We start from the raw sequence: 22,597 nt of genomic DNA, 5'->3' as shown, positions 1-22,597 counted from the left end.
GGTTTGCCAGCAATTTTATTTATCAACCGTCTTACAGGCGCTTCCATTTTGGTTCGTGGTAGCGGTTATGCCGCATAAAAACACACTTGAAATCTGCGCCACATGTGGCCAGGTCGGTGTCGCTACGGCAAAAGCCTAAAGGCATTACCCGGTCGGGATAAGACGAAAAATCCGAGATTAGTTAACCATATATGAATCCAGTACCCGCGCAGCGTGAATATTTCCTCGACTCCATCCGCGCATGGTTGATGTTGTTAGGGATCCCTTTTCATATTTCTTTAATTTATTCAAGCCACACCTGGCATGTGAATAGCGCAGAACCATCATGGTGGCTGACGCTTTTTAACGATTTTATCCACGCCTTCCGTATGCAGGTATTTTTCGTTATTTCCGGGTATTTTTCCTACATGCTGTTTTTGCGCTACCCATTGAAAAAATGGTGGAAAGTGCGCGTTGAGCGCGTAGGTATCCCGATGTTAACGGCAATTCCCCTGCTCACCTTGCCACAATTCATTATGCTGCAATATGTCAAAGGCAAAGCGGAAAGCTGGCCTGGGCTATCATTGTATGACAAATATAATACTCTGGCCTGGGAATTAGTCTCGCATCTGTGGTTTTTACTGGTGCTGGTCGTTATGACGACACTGTGCGTGTGGATATTTAAGCGCATCAGAAATAATTTAGAAAATTCAGATAAGGCGAATAAATCTTTCTCGATGGTTAAGCTATCGATATTATTTTTCTGTCTGGGTGTTGGCTATGCAGCAATAAGAAGAACACTATTTATCATTTATCCGCCCATTTTAAGCGATGGCATGTTCAATTTTATTTTCATGCAGACGCTGTTTTATATGCCGTTCTTTATTCTCGGTGCACTGGCTTTCATTTTTCCTAACCTTAAAGCTTTGTTTACCACCCCATCTCGCGGCTGTACCCTCGCGGCAGCACTGGCATTTATGGCTTATTTGCTCAATCAACGTTACGGCAGTGGCGATGCATGGATGTATGAAACTGAGTCGGTGATCACGATGGTGCTCGGACTGTGGATGGTTAATGTGGTCTTCTCCTTCGGCCACCGCCTGCTTAATTTTCAGTCGGCACGGGTAACTTATTTTGTCAACGCGTCGCTGTTTATCTACCTGGTTCACCACCCGTTAACGCTCTTTTTCGGCGCATACATCACCCCGCATATCACCTCAAATTGGCTTGGTTTTCTCTGCGGTCTGATATTTGTGATAGGGATTGCGATAATTCTGTACGAAATTCATTTACGCATTCCGTTGCTGAAGTTTTTATTCTCTGGCAAACCGAACGTGAAGCGTGAGAATGATAAAGCGCCAGCCCGTTAAGCCACGTTTATAATAACCATTCAACGGGCAATATTGACGCCAGTCTGACCATAACCCGCTTCCAGAAACTGGTTGCGGGTTCTTTTTTGAGGATAATATCTTCCTTCCCATGACGATCGACCCAGTTGATCCTTCCCCAACGATCCAAACGGAGCTGCCAGGCCGCATCATACTGACTCTGCATAAAGCGTTTATCGATTAATTGCGCCAGCGTTTCACTCTCTATCACCAGGCCCATTTCAGTATTGAGCAGCGTTGAACGCGGATCGAAATTGAATGAGCCAATAAACACTATTTTGCCATCGACACTAAACGTTTTGGCATGCAGACTTGCGCCAGAATTCCCGGTTATACCGCGATCGTGCAGCGTTCCGCTCTGTTCCCGCGTCGGCTTCAGTTCATATAATTCAACGCCATAGCGGAGCAATTTTTTGCGCCAGCGGGCATACCCGGCATGAACGACAGCGACATCGTTAGCGGCAAGTGAATTGGTTAAGATAGCTATCTTGACCCCTTTTCTCACCATTCGTAAAAGCTGCGCCACTCCCGCGCGCGTTGGCACAAAATAGGAAGAGATAATATCAATACGTTCGCTGGGTGAGCCCATGATATCGAACAGACGTTGCGGCAGCAGTGAATGGCGTTTTGCCTTGCCCTCCCCTTTCGCGGGATCATCACTTAATAAACGCGTTCTTGCCCAGATTAGCGGCAATGTCCCGTCAACCAGTTGATTTATAAAAGGACTTAACTCCATTTGGCGCAAATAGCGATGTGTCCCGCTGTCGTTGTACCAGGACGCAGGTAGCTCAATGCGGTCAGCCATTTCGCCATCGGGAACATCCAGCACCTGCTGCAACGGTGAAACCGATTTGCAATACCAGTAGCGGGCGAAATCATCGGCAACGTCCTCAACAACTGGCCCGATTGCCATGACATCTAAATCAGAAAAAAGCGGCTCTTCCCCCGCACCAAAATAAGCGTCGCCAATGTTTCGCCCGCCCACCAGCGTTACCACACCATCAACGGTAAAACTTTTATTATGCATACGGCGATTGAGGCGGGAAAAATCGGTGATATAGCCAAGCGGGCGCAACAAACGAAACGAGAAAGGATTGAAAAGCCGGACTTCAATACGCGGGTGACTATCGAGCAAGCGTAAAATGTCATCAAGCCCGGGGGTATTGTTGTCATCGAGCAACAACCGGACGCGAACGCCACGCTTCGCTGCGGCTAACAGGGCGGAAAACAGCAACCGCCCCGACATATCGTCCTGCCAAATGTAGTACTGAACATCCAGCGTATGTTCCGCCATTTCCGCCAGATAATATCTTGCGGCAAACGCATCCAGGCTTTTATCAAGAGGGAAAATGCCGCATTTTCCAGGATGTTGCGAGCACAACGGCAGCACCGCGCTCGCCAGCCGGGGCAAATCATTCATCTCCTTGTTGGGTAAGGAGTCTTTCGTAGAGGTGGGTGTTTTCTGCATCATAACAGACAAAGTATACTTGCTCAGGTAAAGCGTGACGGGTAATAAATTCCGAAACGGTTTTTACAGCTATTTCAGCCGCAGCAGCACGCGGGTAACCATATACACCAGTGCTAATGGCAGGAAAAGCCACTGACGAATAACCGTTCGCAGCCACCAGTCGCAGACTATTGAGATAGGCATCCTGCAATAACTGGTCTTCATTTTGTTCGCCCCCGCGCCAGACTGGCCCAACGGTATGCACAACTGCTTTGGCAGGAAGATCGCCTGCAAGAGTAATGACTGCATGTCCCGTAGGGCAATCGCCCTGTTGCTGACGAACTTTTAAACAAGCATCCAGCAAGGCCGGACCAGCAGCGCGATGAATAGCGCCATCAACACCGCCGCCCCCCATTAATGATGGATTTGCCGCATTAACAATAACATCAACGGCCAGTTTGGTAATATCACCCTGCACAACATGAATACGCGATTTCATAACGCCTCCTTACACCATCTTGTTCCTTAAGTGTACAGCAGGGCTTTTAGGGAAATCGCATTTTTGTTGTCAGCAACGTGAGTTGCTCAGAAACTTAGTTATATTCGATGTTCATCACAGCCAGCTTTTTCTGCTCATCAAGGTACTGCACTTTTACTGAGGCAATTTGCGGATTTTTGACGTTACCGCTCATCAACTCTTTGCTGGAATAGGTTTTGTCCGGAACCGAACCATTCTGCATACAGGTCATTTCTGGTGGTGCCTGAAGAGTACTGACATCACATGTCGGTTCTACAATTTGACCACGAAAATAGATCACGCCACCTTGTGCATTACTGCCTGCGATGGTAATAAAAGGGTAAACCAGACTGCCGAGCATAAGAGAGTTTAAAAATGGTCTGAACATTTATTCTATTTCCTCAATGATTAATCATCCTTGAGGGTTGCTGTTATCCATACTGTCAGGTTGGCCGATTCGCATCAGACCATTCTCTCCCGATTCATTTTATGCTCAATATATCAACGCATTAAGACTTTCCTGAAGATGGCGGCCATTGTTGTGATAAATGCAGTGACTGTCCATCAGAAACAGTAACAACTATTTTCACTCGATCGTCCGGGGAAATATTTAAGCTCAATTTTGTCAAAGCAATGGGTTGATTAGCGGGCACTGAGAGGGTCTTTTCTTGCTTCGTCTGGCTTTGCCCAGAACTGCCTTCGCGCAGAGACAATATTTGTACCCGACACAGGCAAGATTGTGTCAGGGTGACTTCAGGGATAATGGTGTACATGTCGCCTTGCTGGGTCGTATTAAAGGTTATCTGGCTGGAAAGCGCCGCGAGAAGTAATAACGCGTTCATACTATTCTCCCGAAAAAAAACAGGGCTTACGCCCTGTTTCTGTCATACAAATTCTGTATTAGTACTGATGAGCGGTCGCGTTGTTACCAAAGCCAACCTGAGTTACGTTGACGCTGGAGTTAGATGCAGTCTGGTCAACAGCAGCACCGTTACCACCACCGAACTGTTTAACGGTCATAGTAGAATCTTTACCATTCCACTGATCGAGAGTAGCGCTGTTACCGAAACCACGCTGAGTCAGATCGATTGAGCTGTCATCAGAACCTTGTCCAACATCAGCGCCGTTACCGCCGCCATGCTGGGTAATAGTCAGATCGGAGTTGCGGGCATCAGCCTGCAATGCAACAGCAGAGTTACCGCCGCCGTACTGGTAAATATTCAGCTCTGAATTCGGGCCGCTGTTATTGCCGCCACCACCGTGGTTGCCGCCGCCACCGCCGCCGTACTGAGGAATAGCACCTGCCAGAGCACTACCAGAGAATACGATTGCTGCAATTGCTGCTACTTTTAAAAGTTTCATGTAAAACCCCCATCGGATTGATTTAAAAGTCGTATGGAAATTAACGTTGTGTCACGCGAATAGCCATTTGCGACTGTCTCTGCACTACAATTGCCGTTTTTTGAGTACCATACTGAGTAATATTTGCTTTATTACCAGAACCTTTCTGGATAATCATTGCAGTATTACCATATGCGCCTTGCGATATACTGGCATCGTTAGCATTACCCGTCTGGTCAATATACGCAAGGTTATAATCTCCTTTCTGGTCAATCCTGGCTCGGTTACTATTACCTTCTTGCGAAATAACCGACAAAAGTTTAGAGCCTCCCTGCCGTAACTGCGCGCTATTATTAGCGCCAGTTTGACCAATTATGGCTGCCTGATTAAATGAAGACTTACTCAATTCATTTACCGCAAAGTTATATTCTGAATTAGCCAAATCATAACCTGCCGCGGCTGCAATCCCAGGCGCACCCAGTACTGTTAACATCATAAATAACAATCTGTTTTTCATGTTGTCACCCTGGACCTGGTCGTACATTAAAGAAATTTAAATCACTTCAACTTGGTTGTTAACGCAAACCGCTTTTTGTTAACGCTGCGTTACGATGGAAAGTATGTCTGTAGAAATATTTTTAATAACTCACCCACGCGTTGTATTTTTCTTTTTTTGTTCATACCAAAGTATTAAAACTCGCGTAAATACGCTGTTATTTACGTAAAAAATATTTTGTTTACTTTTAAATTGCTATTTTTTGACCGCAAAAATTCAACGGACGGCCTCTCTGCACAAGTCGAGAAGATTACGTCGATATGTCTGTTCAACAAGCCGTGACAAACATCGTCTTTTTGCAGCAAAAATTTGTCCAGGGAGAACCTCCGAAAAATTAAGAAATTTCCGCGCAACAAAAGGACTATGTGGGAATAAATTTTATATGCATAATTATGGACTTAGCGTTATTTGTATGACTTTTTAAAATTGTGCAATAAAAGCTATATGTACAACTTTTCTATCATTTCTAAACTTAATCACCCCGCAGCGTTAACATTTTTAAATGCCAGATTACATTCTATTACACGTTTAACACTTGCTTTAAGATTTGTAATAGCTAGATTGAAATCAGATGTAATCCATTAGTTTTATATTTTACCCATTTAGGGTTGATTTATTACTACACACAGCAGTGCAACATCTGTCAGTACTTCTGGTGCCTCTATTTTTAGAGGTAGCTGTCAGGTGTGCGATTAATAAAAAAAAGCGGGGTTTCATCATGTTTAATGAAGTCCATAGTGTTCATGGTCATACTTTACTGTTGATCACTAAACCTTCCTTGCAGGCGACAGCGTTATTGCAGCATTTAAAACAATCGCTGGCAATCACAGGAAAACTGCATAATATTCAACGTTCTCTGGACGATATATCTTCTGGCTGCATTATTCTGTTGGATATGATGGAAGCAGATAAAAAGCTCATTCATTACTGGCAGGATACATTAAGCAGAAAACACAACAACATTAAAACAATGTTGTTAAATACCCCAGATGATTATCCGTACCGCGACATTGAAAACTGGCCACATATCAATGGTGTTTTTTACGCCATGGAGGATCAAGAACGCGTAGTCAATGGGTTGCAAGGCGTCTTACGTGGTGAATGCTACTTTACGCAAAAGCTTGCCAGTTACCTGATTACACATTCCGGTAACTATCGTTATAACAGCACGGAATCTGCCCTCCTTACTCATAGGGAAAAAGAGATCCTTAATAAGCTGCGTATCGGCGCCTCCAATAACGAGATTGCTCGTTCGCTGTTCATCAGCGAAAATACGGTTAAAACGCATCTTTATAATCTTTTCAAGAAGATAGCTGTAAAAAACCGAACACAAGCGGTCTCATGGGCAAACGATAACCTCAGGCGATAAAGCCATGAAACGTTATTTATGCTGGATTGTAGCAGCAGAACTTCTCTTCGCTGCGGGCAATGTTCACGCCGTTGAGGTAGAAGTACCGGGATTGTTAACTGACCATACTGTTTCATCTATTGGGCACGATTTTTACCGTGCCTTTAGTGATAAATGGGAAAGTGACTACACCGGTAATTTAACGATTAATGAAAGACCCAGTGCACGATGGGGAAGCTGGATCACAATAACGGTGAATCAGGACGTTATTTTCCAGACATTTTTATTCCCGTTGAAAAGAGACTTCGAGAAAACTGTCGTCTTTGCACTGATACAAACTGAAGAAGCACTAAATCGTCGCCAGATAAATCAGGCGTTATTGGGTACGGGCGATTTGGCGCATGATGAATTCTAAATAAAAAATTTGTCAGGAGGCTGCAATGCGTGTCAAACATGCAGTAGTTCTACTCATGCTTATTTCTCCATTAAGTTGGGCTGGAACTATGACCTTTCAGTTCCGCAACCCAAACTTTGGTGGCAACCCGAATAACGGCGCTTTTTTATTAAATAGCGCCCAGGCACAGAACTCATATAAAGATCCCAGCTATAACGATGACTTTGGTATTGAAACACCATCGGCGCTGGATAACTTCACCCAGGCTATTCAGTCACAAATTTTAGGTGGCCTGCTGTCGAATATTAACACTGGCAAACCGGGCCGAATGGTGACTAACGAATATATTATCGATATTGCCAACCGCGATGGTCAATTGCAGTTGAACGTGACAGATCGTAAAACCGGACAAACTTCGACTATTGAAGTGTCGGGTTTACAAAATAACTCAACCGATTTTTAAGCCCCAGCTTCATAAGGAAATTAATCATGCAGCGCTTATTTGTTTTGGTTGCCGTCATGTTGCTGAGCGGATGCTTAACCGCCCCACCAAAAGAAGCCGCCAAGCCAACATTAATGCCTCGAGCCCAGAGCTATAAAGATTTGACCCATTTACCTGCACCAACGGGTAAGATCTTTGTTTCGGTATACAACATTCAGGACGAAACCGGGCAATTTAAAGCCTACCCGGCGAGTAACTTCTCCACTGCTGTTCCGCAAAGCGCCACCGCGATGCTGGTCACGGCATTGAAAGATTCTCGCTGGTTTATACCGCTGGAGCGTCAGGGCCTACAAAACCTGCTCAACGAACGCAAGATTATTCGTGCAGCACAGGAAAACGGTACTGTAGCGGTAAACAACCGAATCCCGCTTCAATCGCTGACCGCAGCCAATATCATGGTTGAAGGCTCAATTATTGGTTATGAAAGCAACGTCAAATCGGGCGGTGTTGGGGCGAGATACTTTGGTATTGGTGCAGACACGCAATACCAACTTGATCAAATCGCCGTGAACCTGCGCGTCGTCAATGTGAGTACCGGCGAGATCCTTTCTTCGGTGAACACCAGTAAGACAATCCTTTCCTATGAAGTCCAGGCGGGTGTCTTCCGCTTTATTGACTACCAACGGTTACTGGAAGGGGAAGTGGGTTATACCTCTAACGAGCCGGTTATGCTGTGCCTGATGTCAGCCATCGAAACAGGCGTTATCTTCCTGATTAACGACGGTATCGACCGTGGCCTGTGGGATTTGCAGAATAAAGCAGAACGGCAGAATGACATTCTGGTGAAATACCGCCACTTATCAGTACCGCCGGAATCCTGATACATAAAAAAGCTGGCTCTTTACTATTCAATCTAAAGCGTGAGTGCTCCTCACGCTTTATTTTTGACTTGTTGCTCTCGCTGAGCGGACTTAGCACCGCGCGCTGCCAGCCAAAGACCGCTGTTTTTCATCGCGTAGCCAAACACCAACCCAAGCGCCAGAGAGGGTAAAACCAGCTTCCAGTTCCCCTGCCCGGCAAACGTCGCACATGCGCCGATAAATGTACCAGGGACAAACGACAACAACAGATGTTTAGCCTGAATACACATCAGAAAAGCCACAATCCCCGTTATGACATAACCGAGAATTTCCAGATGTGGTGCCAGCGCACTACCGTGAATAATAACCATCGCCCACACCATGCCACTCAGCAACGTTGCAGCGGAGATTGCCAGTCCTTTCAAACCACCCTGTGGACAGGCAAAGTAGGCCGTGCAGCCCAGGAAACCCGCCCAGCTAAGTAAGCCAAGAGAAACAGCCACCCATCCCCAGATACCGGAGAGAATGCCTGTTGTGATTGCAATAGAGAGAAGTATGTTCATGCCGCGCATAATAGCAGAAAACGCGAAATTGAATGAGATCGAGCACACATTTTATGCAACGGCAAATTATAGATTGCAGTTATAAGTGACGTGAGTCACATTTATTCTTCTGACTGTTCCTCAAGTTCATCCCACATTGCGCTAATGGCATCGCGGGTCAGCGGTGCCATGGTACGCCAGAACGGCGTGGTCGCATGGGCCTCAACTTTACCGAGAAATGCGCCGCACCAGGGCAACAGATACTCGCTGAACAGTGTTTCCAGCGCTTCGCTTTCATCTTCTGTTGACTGATCTTCCAACCAGGAAGCTGCCAGCAATAAAGTACCGATATGATCCGCTGGCGTATCCGCTAACGGCATCCCGCGTTCGGAAAGAAAAGCACGCACTTCTGCTTCAGTGGCACCCTCAACCCAGGCGCTGCGATAAGGCGAAACTGCGCATTCATCTCCGACAAATAGTGCATTGTAATCGGCAGATACTTGCGCCATATCACAGCTTTTCTGCAAGCGCGCCAGTAATTCATCCTGTTCCAGCGGCCAGTTCGCCGCCAGTTTTCCTTCACGAATCAAGGTAAACAGCGGAACCAGTAAAGGGTCCTGCGGTTGGCGGTAATAGAGCGAACCCAGTACACGACACAGGATAGAAAACTCGTTCATTAATTTATTTCCGTTAATAACAATTAAAGATCAGCAAATTCTGCAATTGGTGCCATACCGCGAGATTCAAGGAAGTTCAGTAAGCGGCGCGGTGAAACATTCAGAATACGCTCTTGCGGAAAATCAACCGCGTCGAGGATTTTACGACACTCTGCAAAGTCCCCCATGGTAAACGCGGTGTGAGAATCCGATCCTAACGCGACCCAGCCACCGGCATCGCGCACCGCCGCAGCCACTGCACGGCAGTTTTCTTCACTGCCCTTACGCGAATGTAAGAATGAGGAATTATTAATTTCCAGCGCCACCTGATATTTAGCCGCTGCTTCGGCAACAGCGTTAAAATCTATGGAATATTTGGGGTTCCCCGGATGGCTTATAATATGCACATTACCACTGGCAATAGTCGCGATCATCGCTTGCGTGTTAGTGGCTTTATCATGTGGTGCAAAAACTGGTTCATGAAAACCAGCAATGATCAAATCCAGCGACTCAAACATTTTGCCGCTGCAGTCAATTTCACCATCAACGTTTTTGATGTTGGCTTCGATTCCACGCAGGATCCCTACCCCATCGACCACTCGCGGCCAGATACGCATATTAATGAAGTGCCAATGGTGCGGTGCATCTTCCATATCCGGGCCATGATCGGTGATCGCAAAAAGTTTAATGCCCTTCTGCTTGGCCTGGGCAATGTAATCACTTAATGTGCTATATGCATGCGTACTGGCAACGGTATGCATATGAAGGTCGACGGGATACATAACTCTCTCCTGTATTCAATTACCGCCAAGGATAGCAGGAATCCGGAAGCTTTATTAGTAGCCTCGAGCGCGATCGACCTGCCCGCTAGCAGTCTCCCCTCGTTCAAGTTGCGTAATGGTGCGTGCAATATACTCCACCGCTTCAGCAGGTCGGGTAATGGCTGCAACATGTGGTGTTATTGTCACACGTGGATGTTGCCAGAGCCGACTTTCCGACGGTAAGGGTTCACGATTAAAAACATCCAGCATCGCCGCTTTAACCTTACCGCTATCCAGCGCCGCGAGCAGGTCATCTTCTACTACATGAACGCCACGCGCCAGATTCAGGAGATACGCGCCATCCGGTAATTTTTCTAATAATTGTTGATTAATAATGCCGGCCGTTTCGGGGGTATTCGGTAGAAGATTAATCAATACGCGGCATTGGCTCAGAAATGCGTGCAACTCTTCGCTTCCGGCAAAGCTTTGAACACCAGGCCAGGATTTACGAGTGCGACTCCAACAACGCAATGGAAAGCGCCAGGTTCGCAAACTCTGTGCGACTTTACTACCCAATACACCAGCCCCCAGAATGCCGATAGTAAAATCTTCCCGGTGATATTCAGGCAGTGGTTGCCAAAGCGAAGCATTTTGTTGCTCGCGATAATCGTCAAAGCGCCGAAACCAGTGCAACACCTGGCTCACTGCGTACTCCTGCATTTGCTCGCCCATACCGGTATCTTCCAGGCGAAAAAGCGGAATAGACGGTTTCAGCATTTCAGGGTGTGTCTGTAATTTACTCAAAATCGAATCAACACCAGCACCCAACGCGAACACCGCCTTAAGGTCACGCCCTGCCAGCATCCCGACCGGAGGATGCCAGACCAAAGCATAATCCGCAGGATGATTATCGCCGGTTTCCCATGCTCTGACTCTTGCATGTGGAAGCGATTTCCCCAGCGCATCAATCCACCATTGGGTATCAAACGTTGGGTGATAAAAGATGATATCCATACTGACTCCCGAAAAATCTGAGCGAAATTTATTCGCACTTATCGTTATGATCTACAAAGACCACCAGCATAACAAATCAGCGGTCGGTGGCAAAAAAAGCAGATTTCGCTTATTAAAACTGCATATTGATTGAAGTTTGAATAAACGCGCGATTTTTTTAAAAAGTTTGTTGACCTCAGGCCATGATTTCCCTAAATTAGCGCCCGTTCCAGCAAGACAGGAACAACAATTTGGTGAGGTGTCCGAGTGGCTGAAGGAGCACGCCTGGAAAGTGTGTATACGGCAACGTATCGGGGGTTCGAATCCCCCCCTCACCGCCATATTTTAAGAAGAGCTCGTACGAAAGTACGGGCTTTTTTTTCGCATATTGCATACACCGGGGGGGGATGAGAAGCCCCGGCCGGGGTTCTCAGATTGTTGACACTGTGCGCTTTGTTCATGCCGGATGTGGCATGAACGTCTTATCCGCCCCACAAAATCTCGCAAATTCAATACATTGTGATTATCTTGTAGGTCTGATAAGCGTAGCGCATCAGGCATCTTACGTTTGTCATCAATCTCAAAGCCCGGCTCGCCCGGGCTTTGAACCAATAATACACTTAGCTGTAAGCATGTAGCGTTCGTTGGCAAAGTGCCGAACGTACGCAATCATCTTTGCCGAATCGGACAATCCCGATCATCTCATCTTCTTCAAAACGTTCCAGAGCGTCACTTAATCCGGATCGCACGCCGCGAGGTAAATCGCATTGCGTGATATCACCGTTGACGATAACCGTCACGTTTTCCCCGAGGCGGGTTAAAAACATTTTCATTTGCGCGGCAGTCACATTCTGCGCCTCGTCAAGAATGACAACTGCATTTTCAAAGGTACGTCCACGCATGTAGGCGAACGGCGCGATTTCCACCTTCCCTATTTCCGGTCGCAGGCAATACTGCATAAAGGAAGCCCCCAGGCGCCGGACAAGCACGTCATAGACCGGGCGAAAATAAGGAGCAAACTTTTCTGCAATATCTCCAGGTAAGAAGCCAAGATCTTCATCGGCCTGCAATACTGGACGGGTGACGATAATCCTGTCGACATCCTTATGAATCAGAGCCTCTGCCGCTTTTGCAGCACTGATCCAGGTTTTGCCGCACCCGGCTTCGCCAGTGGCAAATATAAGCTGCTTACTCTCAATAGCCTTCAGATAGTGCAATTGCGCTTCATTTCGCGCGGCGATTGGCGAAGTATCACGACTGTCGCGAGCCATGCCAATGGCTTCTACGCCGCTCATCTGCACAAGCGAGGTGACCGATTCTTCTTCACGCTGTTTATGGCTACGCGAATCCCGTCTCAGCACACGTTTTGCCTCGCGACGAGCTTTGATCACTGCTTTTTGTCTTCCCATGGAGAGCACCTTGAGTTGTTTGTATTCATCACACGCGCCGTTGGCAGCGCGATTATGCGCACGAACATCAGAGGGTTGGCTTCCTTGTAAGCCATAGTTTGCTTTTGGAAATAACACCGAAAACGGCTACGCGCACCGTTAAAGGCGTCGGTAACACGAATAAAGAAAGGAAGTGGATGAGAATGTAGAGTGACGCAGTTGCTACCGGAGGAGAAGTCTCCGCGTTTGGTCGAGCGTTGATTGTCAAAAACATGTCCAGTACAGGACGTTACCATCCGCGATCTCCATAGTGACTGACTATCACTGCCGGGAACTACCGCTGTTACATAATAAGTACAACAGATCTCTTATTCATTGCAACAATATATTTACTTATATTTAACTATAAACCACCATTTTGATGACATTAGCTTGTATCGCAAAGATGACAGTGTGATGACAAAAACGAGCAATTTGGGTCGATATTAGTGTGCTCTGTACCCTAACCGTAGGCATGATAAGACGCGCAAGCGTCGCATCAGGCATCAGAGCACGAACGCCAGATACGGCGTAAACAAACATTAAACCCGCAATAACGCGCTTCCCAGGTAATCGTTCGCATTCTTCACCCCCGGCAGCGCAAAAAAATACCCCCCGCCGATGGGTTTGACATATTCCTCCAGAGCCTCACCATTCAGCCTTTTTTGAACTGTCAGGAAGCCTTTTTCCAGATCGTGTTGGTAGCAGACAAACAAAAGCCCCATATCAAGTTGCCCGGAGTTGGTGACACCCAACGAATAACTGTAGCCGCGACGCAGCATCAGGCTGGACTCACTCTCTGGCGTGCGGGGATTCGCCAGCCGGATATGGCTGTCCAGCGCAATCACCTTCCCTTCAGGGTCACTGGCGTAATCCGGTACATCATGCTCATGCTGCATACCCAGCGGTGCACCGGTTTGTTTATCTCGACCAAAAATCGTCTGCTGCTCTTTCAGTGGTGTTCTGTCCCAAAACTCCACCCGAAACTGAATTAAACGCACGGCCTGGTAGCTGCCACCAATAGTCCAGGCTGGCTCCTGCTGATCTGCCGTTACCCACACCACTTTTTGCATCAGTTTCGTATTCTGGCTGTCGGGATTGGCGGTGCCATCTTTGAAGCCCAGCAAATTAATCGGCGTCTCTTTGCCTTTGCTACGCGCCGCATGATCGGAAATAAACCCTTCCCGTTTCCAGCGAACGCTGAGTAAATCTGGCGTGTGTTTAATGATATCGCGCAGCGCATGGATCACCGTGTCCTGGGTGTTAGCGCAAATCTGCAACAGCACATCACCATGACACAATGCTGCATCCAGCGAGTCGTTAGGGAAACGCGTCATCTTCTGCAACTTTTTCGGCATCTGCGACGCAAGGCCAAACCGCTCATCAAACAACGAATGCCCCACAGACAGTGTAATAGTGAGATTATCAGGCGCAATGTATCCGCCGAGAATGCCGGAATCGAGTGGCGGCAAGCGAGGATTGGGCGTTTCTGGTGCCACTCCGCCCTGAGTCAGAAAAGCAAACCGCTGAGTCAGCAAACGAAACAGCCGCTCAAGATCGGCTTTATCGCTGGCCAGCACATCAAACGCCACCAGCATCATTGCAGCTTGCTGTGGTGTCAGAATGCCCGCCTGATGCTCACCATAAAAAGGTTGTTTCTCATTGCGCGCTTCTGGCGAAAGCGTACCCGGCGCACTTTGCACTTTTTGCGCATGAGCGACCGGGCAACTCCCTGCCAGCGCCAGCGCGCCAATCCCTTTCAGTAAACGTCGGCGTGACGGTTCATTCACGCCGTTTTCATTTTTGTACTGCATAACGCTTAATCCAGTCCCAGCACACCGCGAAGTTGCGCCAGATCTTCTGCCAGCGCAGTAATCGGCCCTTTCAGCGCGTTACGGTCGGCATCGGTCAGCTTATCGTAGGTTTCAAAACCGTCTTTAGTTCGATATTTCGCCAGAATGGTATCGACTTTTTTGAAGTTGGCGTCAACTTTCGCCAGCAGTTCTGGATTAGCTTTTTGTAATTGTGGACGCAGCAGATCGACAATTTTCTGAGAGCCCTCAATGTTTGCCTGGAAGTCCCACAGATCGGTATGGCTGTAGCGATCTTCTTCACCACTGATTTTGCTGGCTGCCACTTCTTCGATCAGCCCGGCTGCGCCACCAACGACTTTTGATGGCGGGAAAGCCAGTTCACTGATACGTTTTTGCAAATCGACCACATCGGTATAAAGCTGGTCAGCGTACTTATCCATCCCTTTGGTGGTGTTGTCGCCAAACAGCGCTTTTTCCAGACGGTGGAAACCGGTGAATTTCGGGTCAGCCGCTTTTTGTTCGTAATCATCCTCACGCGCGTCAATGCTGCCATCCAGATCAGAGAACAGTTCAGCGATTGGTTCAATGCGCTCATAGTGCTGGCGCGTCGGGGCATACAGTGCTTTGGCTTTTTCGATATCGCCTGCTTTGATGGCGTCGGTAAAGGCTTTGGTATCGGTAACCAGTTGCGCGGTTTCCGCCATGACATACGCTTTATATTCGGTAATTGCACCGCCAAGACTTAACAGCGCATCGCTTTGCGCCGCATCCGCCGTCGCCTCGCCTTTGACGATCAACTTCCCTTTCGGGTTAGTCAGCAGACCGCAGGTCATATCGTATTCACCTGGCTGTAAATTCGCCGTCATTTTCTGGCTAAAACCAGGGGCGATATTTTCCCGCTCTTCCACCACCATCACACCTTTGAGGATCTCCCACTCCAGTGCCTTCTGGCTGTGATTCTGAATAATGAACTGCGTTTTACCGGCGTTGACCGTAATGGTCATCGGTTCGCACTGTTTATCCGTCACAGTCACTTTGACCTGCGGAACATCAGCAGCGTTAGCCATAAAAGCGGTGGAGAAAAGCGCAGCCACGCTCAGGTACAGTGCGCTACGGCGGAAGTTAATGGTCATGACGAGACTATCCCTTTAAAGTATGTTGTAACTAAGTAAGAGTTTGCGTCGTATTCGTTACACGGAGCGAGACGCTGTCGTACCGGTACGTGGCGGCAGAGCAAACGCCACCAGCGCCGGGATGAGATAAATAAACCAGACGGCCACTTCGCTGACGCTGGGCGCTTCCTGATAACCAAAAATACCTTCCATCAGCGTACCGAACAGAGAGTGAGTTGAAAGCACCGCGCTCATATCGAAGGCGATTTCCTGGAAGTGGTTCCACAGTCCGGCTTCATGAAATGCGCGAATGGCACCAGCGGCCAGCCCTGCGGCGACGAAGAGGATAAACAGGCTCGTCCATTTGAAAAATGCGCCAAGGTTCAGGCGAATCCCCCCCCCAGTAGAGCAAGAAACCGAGCACTACGGCAGTAGCGAGACCAAGCATTGCGCCCAGCGGCGGCCAAATCCCGACATCCTGTTGAAATGCCGCCAGCAAGAAAAAGACCGACTCCAGCCCTTCCCTTGCAACGGCAAAAAAGACCATCATCACCAGCGCCCAGCCGTGATGGTTTCCGCGCTGCAATGCGCTATCGACCGCCTGTTCCAGTTGCACTTTGACGTTGCGCGACACTTTGCGCATCCAGAAAACCATCCAGGTGAGGATCACCACGGCAATCACCGCCACGATACCTTCAAACAGTTCTTGTTCTTTTTGTGGGAATTCGCCGGTGGTTTCATTAATGAAGATGCCCAGTCCCAGGCACAACGCGGCGGCAAGCAACACGCCAATCCACATCACACCAATCCATCGGCCCCGCTGGGTACGCTTAAGATAGCTGGCAATCAAACTAACAATCAGCGCGGCTTCAAGTCCTTCGCGCAACATAATGAGAAACGGAACAAACATGCCACCCACCCTTAAACGTTTTTCTGAGTCAATCTATGCAAAGAAAAGTAAATCGCAGTGATAGCGATTATCATTACGGCGAAGGAAAACACAAGCGAAATGTAGTGATAATGATGATGAAATGTAAAAATACTTTGAAAGAAAACACAGAGGGCAATCACTGATTGCCCTCTGCCTGCTGCCTGTTATGTTTCGGTAAAACGCCTTCCCTTAGCTTTCCTGCAACCGTGACGGTGGCGCCGAATGATAATGCGCATCCGCTTCAGCAAAACGTTTTTGCATCGCCGCTGACGGTGCTTTACCCAGCAAACTGAACACCACAATCCCAATGCTGCCGAAGATAAAGCCCGGAATAATTTCGTACAGCCCCAGCCAGCCGAACTGTTTCCAGACGATAACCGTAAGCGCGCCAATAATCATCCCCGCCAGCGCACCGTTGCGCGTCATGCGTGACCACATTACCGAGAACAGCACGACCGGACCAAACGCCGCACCAAAACCTGCCCACGCGTAGCTCACCAGACCCAGCACGCGGTTTTCCGGGTTTGCCGCCAACGCAATGGCCACCAGCGCCACCACCAGCACCATCACGCGCCCAACCCACACCAGTTCTTTCTGGCTGGCATGTTTACGCAGAAACGCTTTGTACAGATCTTCGGTAATCGCACTGGAACATACCAGCAACTGACAGCTTAATGTTGACATCACCGCTGCCAGAATCGCTGACAACAGAATTCCGGCAATCCACGGATTAAACAGAATTTGCGCCAGTTCGATAAATACGCGTTCAGCATTCTGGTTTACCGCACCCGCTACCGCCGGATGATCATTAAAGTAAGCAATACCAAAGAAGCCGACAGCCACCGCTCCGGCCAGGCAGAGGATCATCCAGGTCATGCTGATACGACGCGCATGGACGATGCTATGGTGGGAATCCGCTGCCATAAAACGCGCCAGAATATGCGGCTGCCCGAAGTAGCCCAGCCCCCACCCCATCAGCGAGATAATGGCGACAAAGTTCAGGCCTTTGAGCATATCAACGTTTTCAATGCTCTTTTGTTTGATCACTTCCAGCGAGTCACCAAAACCACCGACGCTGATAATCACGATCACCGGAGTGAGGATCAGCGCAAAAATCATCAGGCTGGCCTGCACGGTATCGGTCCAGCTCACCGCGAGGAAACCGCCAATAAAGGTATAAAGGATGGTCGCCGCCGCACCTGCCCACAGAGCCGTTTCGTAACTCATGCCGAAGGTGCTTTCAAACAGACGTGCGCCAGCCACAATGCCCGAAGCACAATAAATAGTGAAAAACAGTAAAATAACCAGCGCGGAGATAATACGCAAAATACGGCTTTTATCTTCAAAGCGCCCGGTGAAATAGTCCGGCAGAGTTAAGGCGTTATTGTTGTATTCGGTATGAACACGCAACCGCCCGGCCACCAGTTTCCAGTTGATCCACGCGCCTAATGTCAGGCCAATGGCGATCCAGCTTTCTGAAATCCCGGAAAGAAATACCGCGCCCGGCAACCCCATTAATAACCAGCCGCTCATATCCGACGCACCCGCCGATAATGCCGTTACAAATGGGCCAAGACTGCGGCCACCCAAAATATAATCGTCAAAGTTTTTGGTTGATCGCCAGGCGATAAACCCAATCAATATCATGCCAAAGATATAGACACAAAACGTCACCAACATCGGTGTGCTAATAGCCATCTAAAGTCTCCAAAAAAATATTATCGGCAATGTCGAAACTTGCCGTTATATCTGCCACCGGAACGGGGTAACAGAGTTTATGTTTACCAGGGCGACCGTATCCTGCCGTAAGCGCTGGTTATTCACAATCGATTTAACACATCATTTACATCAATTTTTATTACCCAGCGATACTATTTTCCATCAGGTTGCACTCCCTCACATTTTTTGCGGTTGCACCTTTCAAAAATGTTAACTGCCGCAGAGAAAAAGTCTGCGTTACTTTTTTAATTCCTGTCATAACGATTACTTTTATTAACATTTCATTCATTTTTAAGCTTGCTACGCAGGTCACATTTAACACAGTTGCACAAAGTTGCAACATAATGGATATTTCACGATAACGTTAAGTTGCACCTTTCAGAACAACAGGAGTAATGGCATGGGAACCACCACTATGGGGGTTAAGCTGGACGACGCGACGCGTGAGCGTATTAAGTCTGCCGCGACACGTATCGATCGCACACCACACTGGTTAATTAAGCAGGCGATTTTTTCTTATCTCGAACAACTTGAAAACAGCGATACCTTGCCGGAGCTACCTGCGCTGCTTTCTGGCGCGGCCAATGAGAGCGATGAAGCACCGAATCCGGCAGATGAACCACACCAGCCTTTCCTCGATTTTGCCGAGCAAATTTTGCCGCAGTCGGTTTCCCGCGCCGCCATCACCGCCGCGTATCGCCGCCCGGAAACAGAAGCTGTTTCCATGTTACTGGAACAAGCTCGTCTGCCACAGCCGGTTGCTGAACAGGCGCATAAACTGGCATATCAACTGGCGGATAAACTGCGTAACCAAAAAAACGCCAGTGGTCGCGCAGGCATGGTTCAGGGACTATTGCAGGAGTTTTCGCTGTCATCACAGGAAGGTGTAGCGCTGATGTGTCTGGCAGAAGCGTTACTGCGTATCCCCGATAAAGCCACCCGTGACGCCTTAATTCGCGACAAAATCAGCAATGGTAACTGGCAGTCACATATTGGTCGTAGCCCGTCGCTGTTTGTTAATGCCGCCACCTGGGGGCTACTTTTTACCGGTAAACTGGTTTCTACCCATAACGAAGCCAGCCTCTCCCGTTCGCTGAACCGCATTATCGGTAAGAGCGGTGAACCACTGATCCGCAAAGGTGTGGATATGGCGATGCGTCTGATGGGTGAACAGTTCGTCACCGGCGAAACCATCGCGGAGGCGTTAGCCAATGCCCGTAAGCTGGAAGAGAAAGGTTTCCGTTACTCATACGATATGCTGGGCGAAGCCGCGCTAACCGCAGCGGACGCGCAGGCGTATATGGTCTCTTATCAGCAGGCTATCCACGCGATTGGTAAAGCCTCTAACGGACGCGGTATCTACGAAGGCCCGGGGATCTCAATTAAGCTCTCCGCCCTACACCCGCGTTACAGCCGCGCGCAGTATGACCGCGTGATGGACGAACTTTACCCGCGCCTGAAATCCCTGACGCTGCTGGCACGCCAGTACGATATTGGTATTAACATCGATGCCGAAGAGGCCGATCGTCTGGAGATCTCCCTCGATCTGCTGGAAAAACTCTGTTTCGAGCCAGAACTGGCAGGCTGGAACGGCATCGGTTTTGTTATTCAGGCTTATCAGAAACGCTGCCCGATGGTAATTGATTACCTGATTGATCTGGCGACCCGTAGCCGTCGCCGCCTGATGATTCGTCTGGTGAAAGGCGCGTACTGGGACAGTGAAATCAAGCGAGCACAGATGGACGGCCTTGAAGGCTATCCGGTTTATACCCGCAAGGTGTACACCGATGTTTCTTATCTCGCCTGTGCGAAAAAGCTGCTGGCGGTGCCGAATTTAATCTACCCGCAGTTCGCGACACACAACGCCCACACGCTGGCGGCGATTTATCAACTGGCGGGACAGAACTACTATCCGGGTCAGTATGAGTTCCAGTGCCTGCATGGTATGGGCGAGCCGCTGTATGAGCAGGTCACCGGGAAAGTTGCCGACGGCAAACTTAACCGTCCGTGTCGTATTTATGCGCCGGTTGGCACACATGAGACGCTGCTGGCGTATCTGGTGCGTCGTCTGCTGGAAAACGGTGCTAACACCTCGTTCGTTAACCGCATTGCCGACACCTCTCTGCCACTGGATGAACTGGTTGCCGATCCGGTCGCTGCCGTAGAAAAAATAGCGCAGCAGGAAGGGCAAACCGGATTACCGCATCCGAAAATTCCCCTGCCGCGCGATCTCTACGGTCACGGGCGCGACAACTCGGCAGGGTTAGATCTCGCCAACGAACACCGTCTGGCGTCACTCTCCTCTGCTCTGCTCAACAGTGCGCTGCAAAAGTGGCAGGCCTTGCCAATGCTGGAACAACCGGTTGCGGCAGGCGAAATGTCGCCCGTTATCAACCCGGCGGAACCGAAAGATATTGTGGGCTATGTGCGTGAAGCCACGCCACGTGAAGTGGACCAGGCACTGGAAAATGCCGTCAACAATGCGCCTATCTGGTTTGCCACCCCTCCGGCTGAACGCGCAGCGATTTTGCATCGCGCTGCCGTGCTAATGGAAAGTCAGATGCAGCAACTGATTGGTATTCTGGTGCGTGAAGCCGGAAAAACGTTCAGTAACGCCATTGCCGAAGTGCGTGAAGCCGTTGATTTTCTCCACTACTACGCCGGACAGGTACGTGATGATTTCGCTAACGAAACGCATCGTCCTTTAGGCCCCGTGGTATGTATCAGCCCGTGGAACTTCCCGCTGGCCATTTTCACCGGGCAAATTGCTGCCGCGCTGGCGGCAGGTAACAGCGTACTGGCAAAACCGGCGGAGCAAACGCCGCTGATTGCAGCGCAAGGGATCGCCATTTTGCTGGAAGCGGGTGTGCCGCCAGGCGTAGTACAATTGCTGCCAGGTCAGGGTGAAACCGTGGGCGCACAACTGACGGGTGATGATCGTGTGCGCGGGGTGATGTTCACCGGTTCAACCGAAGTCGCTACCTTGCTACAACGCAATATCGCCAGCCATCTGGACGCTCAGGGTCGCCCTATTCCGCTTATCGCTGAAACCGGTGGGATGAACGCGATGATTGTCGATTCTTCAGCACTGACTGAACAAGTAGTAATAGATGTACTGGCCTCGGCGTTCGACAGCGCAGGCCAGCGTTGTTCGGCGCTACGCGTGCTGTGTTTGCAAGATGAGATTGCCGATCACACCTTGAAAATGCTGCGCGGCGCAGTGGCCGAGTGCCGAATGGGCAATCCGGGTCGCCTGACCACCGATATCGGGCCGGTGATCGATAGCGAAGCGAAAGCGAATATTGAGCGTCATATTCAGACCATGCGCAGCAAAGGCCGTCCGGTGTTTCAGACAGTGCGGGAAAACAGTGAAGATGCCCGTGAATGGCAAAGCGGCACTTTTGTCGCGCCGACGCTGATCGAACTGGATAGCTTTGCTGAATTGCAAAAAGAGGTCTTTGGCCCGGTGCTACATGTAGTGCGCTACAACCGTAATCAATTACCGGAGCTGATCGAGCAGATTAACGCTTCCGGCTATGGCCTGACGCTCGGTGTCCATACGCGTATTGATGAAACTATCGCCCAGGTCACTGGCTCGGCACATGTCGGCAATCTTTATGTTAACCGTAATATGGTTGGCGCAGTAGTTGGTGTGCAGCCGTTCGGCGGCGAAGGGTTGTCCGGTACAGGCCCGAAAGCGGGTGGTCCGCTCTATCTCTACCGTCTGCTGGCGAATCGCCCGGAAAGTGCACTGGCGGTGACGCTCGCACGTCAGGATGCAGAGTATCCGGTTGATGCCCAACTGAAAGCAGCATTAATTCAGCCACTGAATGCGCTGCGGGAATGGGCATCAAACCGAACAGAATTGCAGGCGTTATGTACGCAATATGGCGAGCTGGCACAGGCAGGAACACAGCGATTACTGCCAGGACCGACGGGTGAACGTAATACCTGGACGCTGCTGCCGCGTGAGCGCGTGCTGTGTATTGCGGATGATGAACAGGATGCATTAACCCAGCTTGCCGCCGTGCTGGCTGTGGGCAGCCAGGTGCTGTGGCCGGATGACGCGCTGCATCGTCAGTTAGTGAAGGCATTGCCATCGGCAGTCAGCGAACGTATTCAACTGGCGAAAGCGGAAAATATTACCGCTCAACCGTTTGATGCGGTGATCTTCCACGGTGATTCGGATCAGCTTCGGGCGTTGTGTGAAGCGGTTGCCGCACGGGACGGTGCGATTGTTTCGGTGCAGGGGTTTGCCCGTGGCGAAAGCAATATCCTGCTGGAACGGCTGTATATTGAACGCTCGCTAAGTGTGAATACCGCTGCCGCCGGAGGTAACGCCAGTTTGATGACGATCGGTTAAACAGGTA

At 49.3% G+C, this 22,597-nt stretch carries 20 protein-coding genes, 1 tRNA gene and 1 pseudogene; 7 read left to right on the top strand and 15 right to left on the bottom strand.

What is annotated here, in order from left to right; genetic code table 11:
* The first annotated feature begins 191 nt into the window (after positions 1-191).
* Complete coding sequence (gene mdoC / locus C7B16_RS08790; protein WP_001516166.1) at positions 192-1,349, top strand: glucans biosynthesis protein MdoC; 1,158 nt, start codon at positions 192-194, stop codon at positions 1,347-1,349.
* 7 nt (positions 1,350-1,356) lie between these two features.
* Here mdoC and clsC read toward each other — a convergent pair whose 3' ends face one another.
* The 6 genes from clsC to csgB form a co-directional block, all read right to left on the bottom strand.
* Entirely contained in the window at positions 1,357-2,838 is a 1,482-nt protein-coding gene (clsC, locus tag C7B16_RS08785; protein ID WP_001516165.1) for a cardiolipin synthase ClsC, read from the bottom strand.
* Positions 2,780-3,313, bottom strand: a complete 534-nt coding sequence (gene ymdB, locus C7B16_RS08780) for an O-acetyl-ADP-ribose deacetylase (protein WP_016261898.1) — start codon at positions 3,311-3,313, stop codon at positions 2,780-2,782. The genes clsC and ymdB overlap by 59 nt, the downstream gene beginning before the upstream one ends.
* Positions 3,314-3,407: 94 nt before the next feature.
* Positions 3,408-3,719 (bottom strand): type 1 fimbrial protein, encoded by a 312-nt coding sequence (locus C7B16_RS08775; protein WP_107179583.1) that lies wholly within the window; start codon positions 3,717-3,719, stop codon positions 3,408-3,410.
* 121 nt (positions 3,720-3,840) lie between these two features.
* A complete protein-coding gene (gene csgC, locus C7B16_RS08770; RefSeq protein ID WP_000992824.1) occupies positions 3,841-4,173 on the bottom strand; it encodes a curli assembly chaperone CsgC in 333 nt (110 codons plus the stop codon).
* A gap of 58 nt (positions 4,174-4,231) precedes the next feature.
* A complete protein-coding gene (csgA, locus tag C7B16_RS08765) occupies positions 4,232-4,693 on the bottom strand; it encodes a curli major subunit CsgA (protein WP_000771420.1) in 462 nt (153 codons plus the stop codon).
* 40 nt (positions 4,694-4,733) lie between these two features.
* Positions 4,734-5,189: a curli minor subunit CsgB gene (gene csgB / locus C7B16_RS08760; protein WP_001516164.1), complete on the bottom strand. Its 456-nt coding sequence runs from the start codon at positions 5,187-5,189 to the stop codon at positions 4,734-4,736.
* A 757-nt stretch (positions 5,190-5,946) separates the two neighbouring features.
* Here csgB and csgD point away from each other — a divergent pair.
* From csgD to csgG, 4 genes are read left to right on the top strand one after another with little or no spacing between them, the layout of a single operon-like run.
* Positions 5,947-6,597 carry a biofilm master transcriptional regulator CsgD gene (gene csgD / locus C7B16_RS08755; protein WP_000481523.1) on the top strand — a complete coding sequence of 217 codons (651 nt, stop codon included), beginning with the start codon at positions 5,947-5,949 and terminating at the stop codon, positions 6,595-6,597.
* Between the two features lie 4 nt (positions 6,598-6,601).
* The gene (csgE, locus tag C7B16_RS08750; RefSeq protein ID WP_000833232.1) at positions 6,602-6,991 is read left to right on the top strand and encodes a curli production assembly/transport protein CsgE; all 390 of its coding nucleotides are present in this window, start codon (positions 6,602-6,604) and stop codon (positions 6,989-6,991) included.
* Positions 6,992-7,016: 25 nt separating this feature from the next.
* A complete protein-coding gene (csgF, locus tag C7B16_RS08745) occupies positions 7,017-7,433 on the top strand; it encodes a curli production assembly/transport protein CsgF (RefSeq protein ID WP_001264092.1) in 417 nt (138 codons plus the stop codon).
* Between the two features lie 26 nt (positions 7,434-7,459).
* Positions 7,460-8,293 (top strand): curli production assembly/transport protein CsgG, encoded by an 834-nt coding sequence (csgG, locus tag C7B16_RS08740; RefSeq protein WP_001189334.1) that lies wholly within the window; start codon positions 7,460-7,462, stop codon positions 8,291-8,293.
* A 50-nt stretch (positions 8,294-8,343) separates the two neighbouring features.
* On the opposite strand, the gene C7B16_RS08735 is transcribed toward csgG, so the two are convergent.
* The 4 genes from C7B16_RS08735 to ghrA all read right to left on the bottom strand — a co-directional run bounded on the left by C7B16_RS08735 (position 8,344) and on the right by ghrA (position 11,245).
* Positions 8,344-8,835 (bottom strand): DUF1097 domain-containing protein, encoded by a 492-nt coding sequence (locus C7B16_RS08735; protein WP_010377210.1) that lies wholly within the window; start codon positions 8,833-8,835, stop codon positions 8,344-8,346.
* A 101-nt stretch (positions 8,836-8,936) separates the two neighbouring features.
* Positions 8,937-9,491 carry a molecular chaperone YcdY gene (gene ycdY / locus C7B16_RS08730; protein WP_001516162.1) on the bottom strand — a complete coding sequence of 185 codons (555 nt, stop codon included), beginning with the start codon at positions 9,489-9,491 and terminating at the stop codon, positions 8,937-8,939.
* Positions 9,492-9,514: 23 nt separating this feature from the next.
* Complete coding sequence (gene ycdX, locus C7B16_RS08725) at positions 9,515-10,252, bottom strand: zinc-binding phosphatase (RefSeq protein ID WP_000283676.1); 738 nt, start codon at positions 10,250-10,252, stop codon at positions 9,515-9,517.
* Positions 10,253-10,306: 54 nt separating this feature from the next.
* Complete coding sequence (gene ghrA / locus C7B16_RS08720) at positions 10,307-11,245, bottom strand: glyoxylate/hydroxypyruvate reductase GhrA (protein WP_000351274.1); 939 nt, start codon at positions 11,243-11,245, stop codon at positions 10,307-10,309.
* 232 nt (positions 11,246-11,477) lie between these two features.
* Here ghrA and C7B16_RS08715 point away from each other — a divergent pair.
* Positions 11,478-11,565: transfer RNA gene (locus tag C7B16_RS08715), tRNA-Ser, on the top strand.
* A 279-nt stretch (positions 11,566-11,844) separates the two neighbouring features.
* On the opposite strand, the gene phoH is transcribed toward C7B16_RS08715, so the two are convergent.
* The 5 genes and pseudogenes from phoH to putP all read right to left on the bottom strand — a co-directional run bounded on the left by phoH (position 11,845) and on the right by putP (position 18,206).
* The gene (phoH, locus tag C7B16_RS08710; RefSeq protein ID WP_000533531.1) at positions 11,845-12,633 is read right to left on the bottom strand and encodes a phosphate starvation-inducible protein PhoH; all 789 of its coding nucleotides are present in this window, start codon (positions 12,631-12,633) and stop codon (positions 11,845-11,847) included.
* Between the two features lie 560 nt (positions 12,634-13,193).
* Complete coding sequence (gene efeB, locus C7B16_RS08705) at positions 13,194-14,465, bottom strand: iron uptake transporter deferrochelatase/peroxidase subunit (protein WP_061091118.1); 1,272 nt, start codon at positions 14,463-14,465, stop codon at positions 13,194-13,196.
* Positions 14,466-14,470: 5 nt separating this feature from the next.
* Positions 14,471-15,598 (bottom strand): iron uptake system protein EfeO, encoded by a 1,128-nt coding sequence (gene efeO, locus C7B16_RS08700; RefSeq protein WP_016248579.1) that lies wholly within the window; start codon positions 15,596-15,598, stop codon positions 14,471-14,473.
* 57 nt (positions 15,599-15,655) lie between these two features.
* Positions 15,656-16,487: pseudogene (gene efeU, locus C7B16_RS08695) on the bottom strand (iron uptake transporter permease EfeU).
* Positions 16,488-16,697: 210 nt separating this feature from the next.
* Positions 16,698-18,206, bottom strand: a complete 1,509-nt coding sequence (gene putP, locus C7B16_RS08690) for a sodium/proline symporter PutP (RefSeq protein ID WP_001018482.1) — start codon at positions 18,204-18,206, stop codon at positions 16,698-16,700.
* 421 nt (positions 18,207-18,627) lie between these two features.
* Here putP and putA point away from each other — a divergent pair, with 421 nt between their 5' ends.
* Complete coding sequence (putA, locus tag C7B16_RS08680) at positions 18,628-22,590, top strand: trifunctional transcriptional regulator/proline dehydrogenase/L-glutamate gamma-semialdehyde dehydrogenase (RefSeq protein ID WP_107179581.1); 3,963 nt, start codon at positions 18,628-18,630, stop codon at positions 22,588-22,590.
* Positions 22,591-22,597 lie beyond the last annotated feature (7 nt).

It is taken from the genome of Escherichia sp. 20412-1, assembly GCF_003027595.1.
In the GTDB taxonomy this organism is placed as follows: domain Bacteria; phylum Pseudomonadota; class Gammaproteobacteria; order Enterobacterales; family Enterobacteriaceae; genus Escherichia; species Escherichia marmotae.
Note: the sequence above shows the minus strand (reverse complement) of the source record. Positions and strands in the feature narration are given on the sequence as shown.

Bases quoted from the DNA above. Each gene is read 5' to 3' on its own strand.
- csgB (WP_001516164.1), bottom strand. From the start codon at position 5,189: ATGAAAAACAGATTGTTATTTATGATGTTAACAGTACTGGGTGCGCCT.
- efeO (WP_016248579.1), bottom strand. From the start codon at position 15,598: ATGACCATTAACTTCCGCCGTAGCGCACTGTACCTGAGCGTGGCTGCG.
- efeB (WP_061091118.1), bottom strand. From the start codon at position 14,465: ATGCAGTACAAAAATGAAAACGGCGTGAATGAACCGTCACGCCGACGT.
- csgF (WP_001264092.1), top strand. From the start codon at position 7,017: ATGCGTGTCAAACATGCAGTAGTTCTACTCATGCTTATTTCTCCATTA.
- csgD (WP_000481523.1), top strand. From the start codon at position 5,947: ATGTTTAATGAAGTCCATAGTGTTCATGGTCATACTTTACTGTTGATC.
- clsC (WP_001516165.1), bottom strand. From the start codon at position 2,838: ATGATGCAGAAAACACCCACCTCTACGAAAGACTCCTTACCCAACAAG.
- ycdY (WP_001516162.1), bottom strand. From the start codon at position 9,491: ATGAACGAGTTTTCTATCCTGTGTCGTGTACTGGGTTCGCTCTATTAC.
- csgA (WP_000771420.1), bottom strand. From the start codon at position 4,693: ATGAAACTTTTAAAAGTAGCAGCAATTGCAGCAATCGTATTCTCTGGT.
- ycdX (WP_000283676.1), bottom strand. From the start codon at position 10,252: ATGTATCCCGTCGACCTTCATATGCATACCGTTGCCAGTACGCATGCA.
- csgG (WP_001189334.1), top strand. From the start codon at position 7,460: ATGCAGCGCTTATTTGTTTTGGTTGCCGTCATGTTGCTGAGCGGATGC.
- phoH (WP_000533531.1), bottom strand. From the start codon at position 12,633: ATGGGAAGACAAAAAGCAGTGATCAAAGCTCGTCGCGAGGCAAAACGT.
- mdoC (WP_001516166.1), top strand. From the start codon at position 192: ATGAATCCAGTACCCGCGCAGCGTGAATATTTCCTCGACTCCATCCGC.
- ghrA (WP_000351274.1), bottom strand. From the start codon at position 11,245: ATGGATATCATCTTTTATCACCCAACGTTTGATACCCAATGGTGGATT.
- C7B16_RS08735 (WP_010377210.1), bottom strand. From the start codon at position 8,835: ATGAACATACTTCTCTCTATTGCAATCACAACAGGCATTCTCTCCGGT.
- C7B16_RS08775 (WP_107179583.1), bottom strand. From the start codon at position 3,719: ATGTTCAGACCATTTTTAAACTCTCTTATGCTCGGCAGTCTGGTTTAC.
- putP (WP_001018482.1), bottom strand. From the start codon at position 18,206: ATGGCTATTAGCACACCGATGTTGGTGACGTTTTGTGTCTATATCTTT.
- putA (WP_107179581.1), top strand. From the start codon at position 18,628: ATGGGAACCACCACTATGGGGGTTAAGCTGGACGACGCGACGCGTGAG.
- csgC (WP_000992824.1), bottom strand. From the start codon at position 4,173: ATGAACGCGTTATTACTTCTCGCGGCGCTTTCCAGCCAGATAACCTTT.
- csgE (WP_000833232.1), top strand. From the start codon at position 6,602: ATGAAACGTTATTTATGCTGGATTGTAGCAGCAGAACTTCTCTTCGCT.
- ymdB (WP_016261898.1), bottom strand. From the start codon at position 3,313: ATGAAATCGCGTATTCATGTTGTGCAGGGTGATATTACCAAACTGGCC.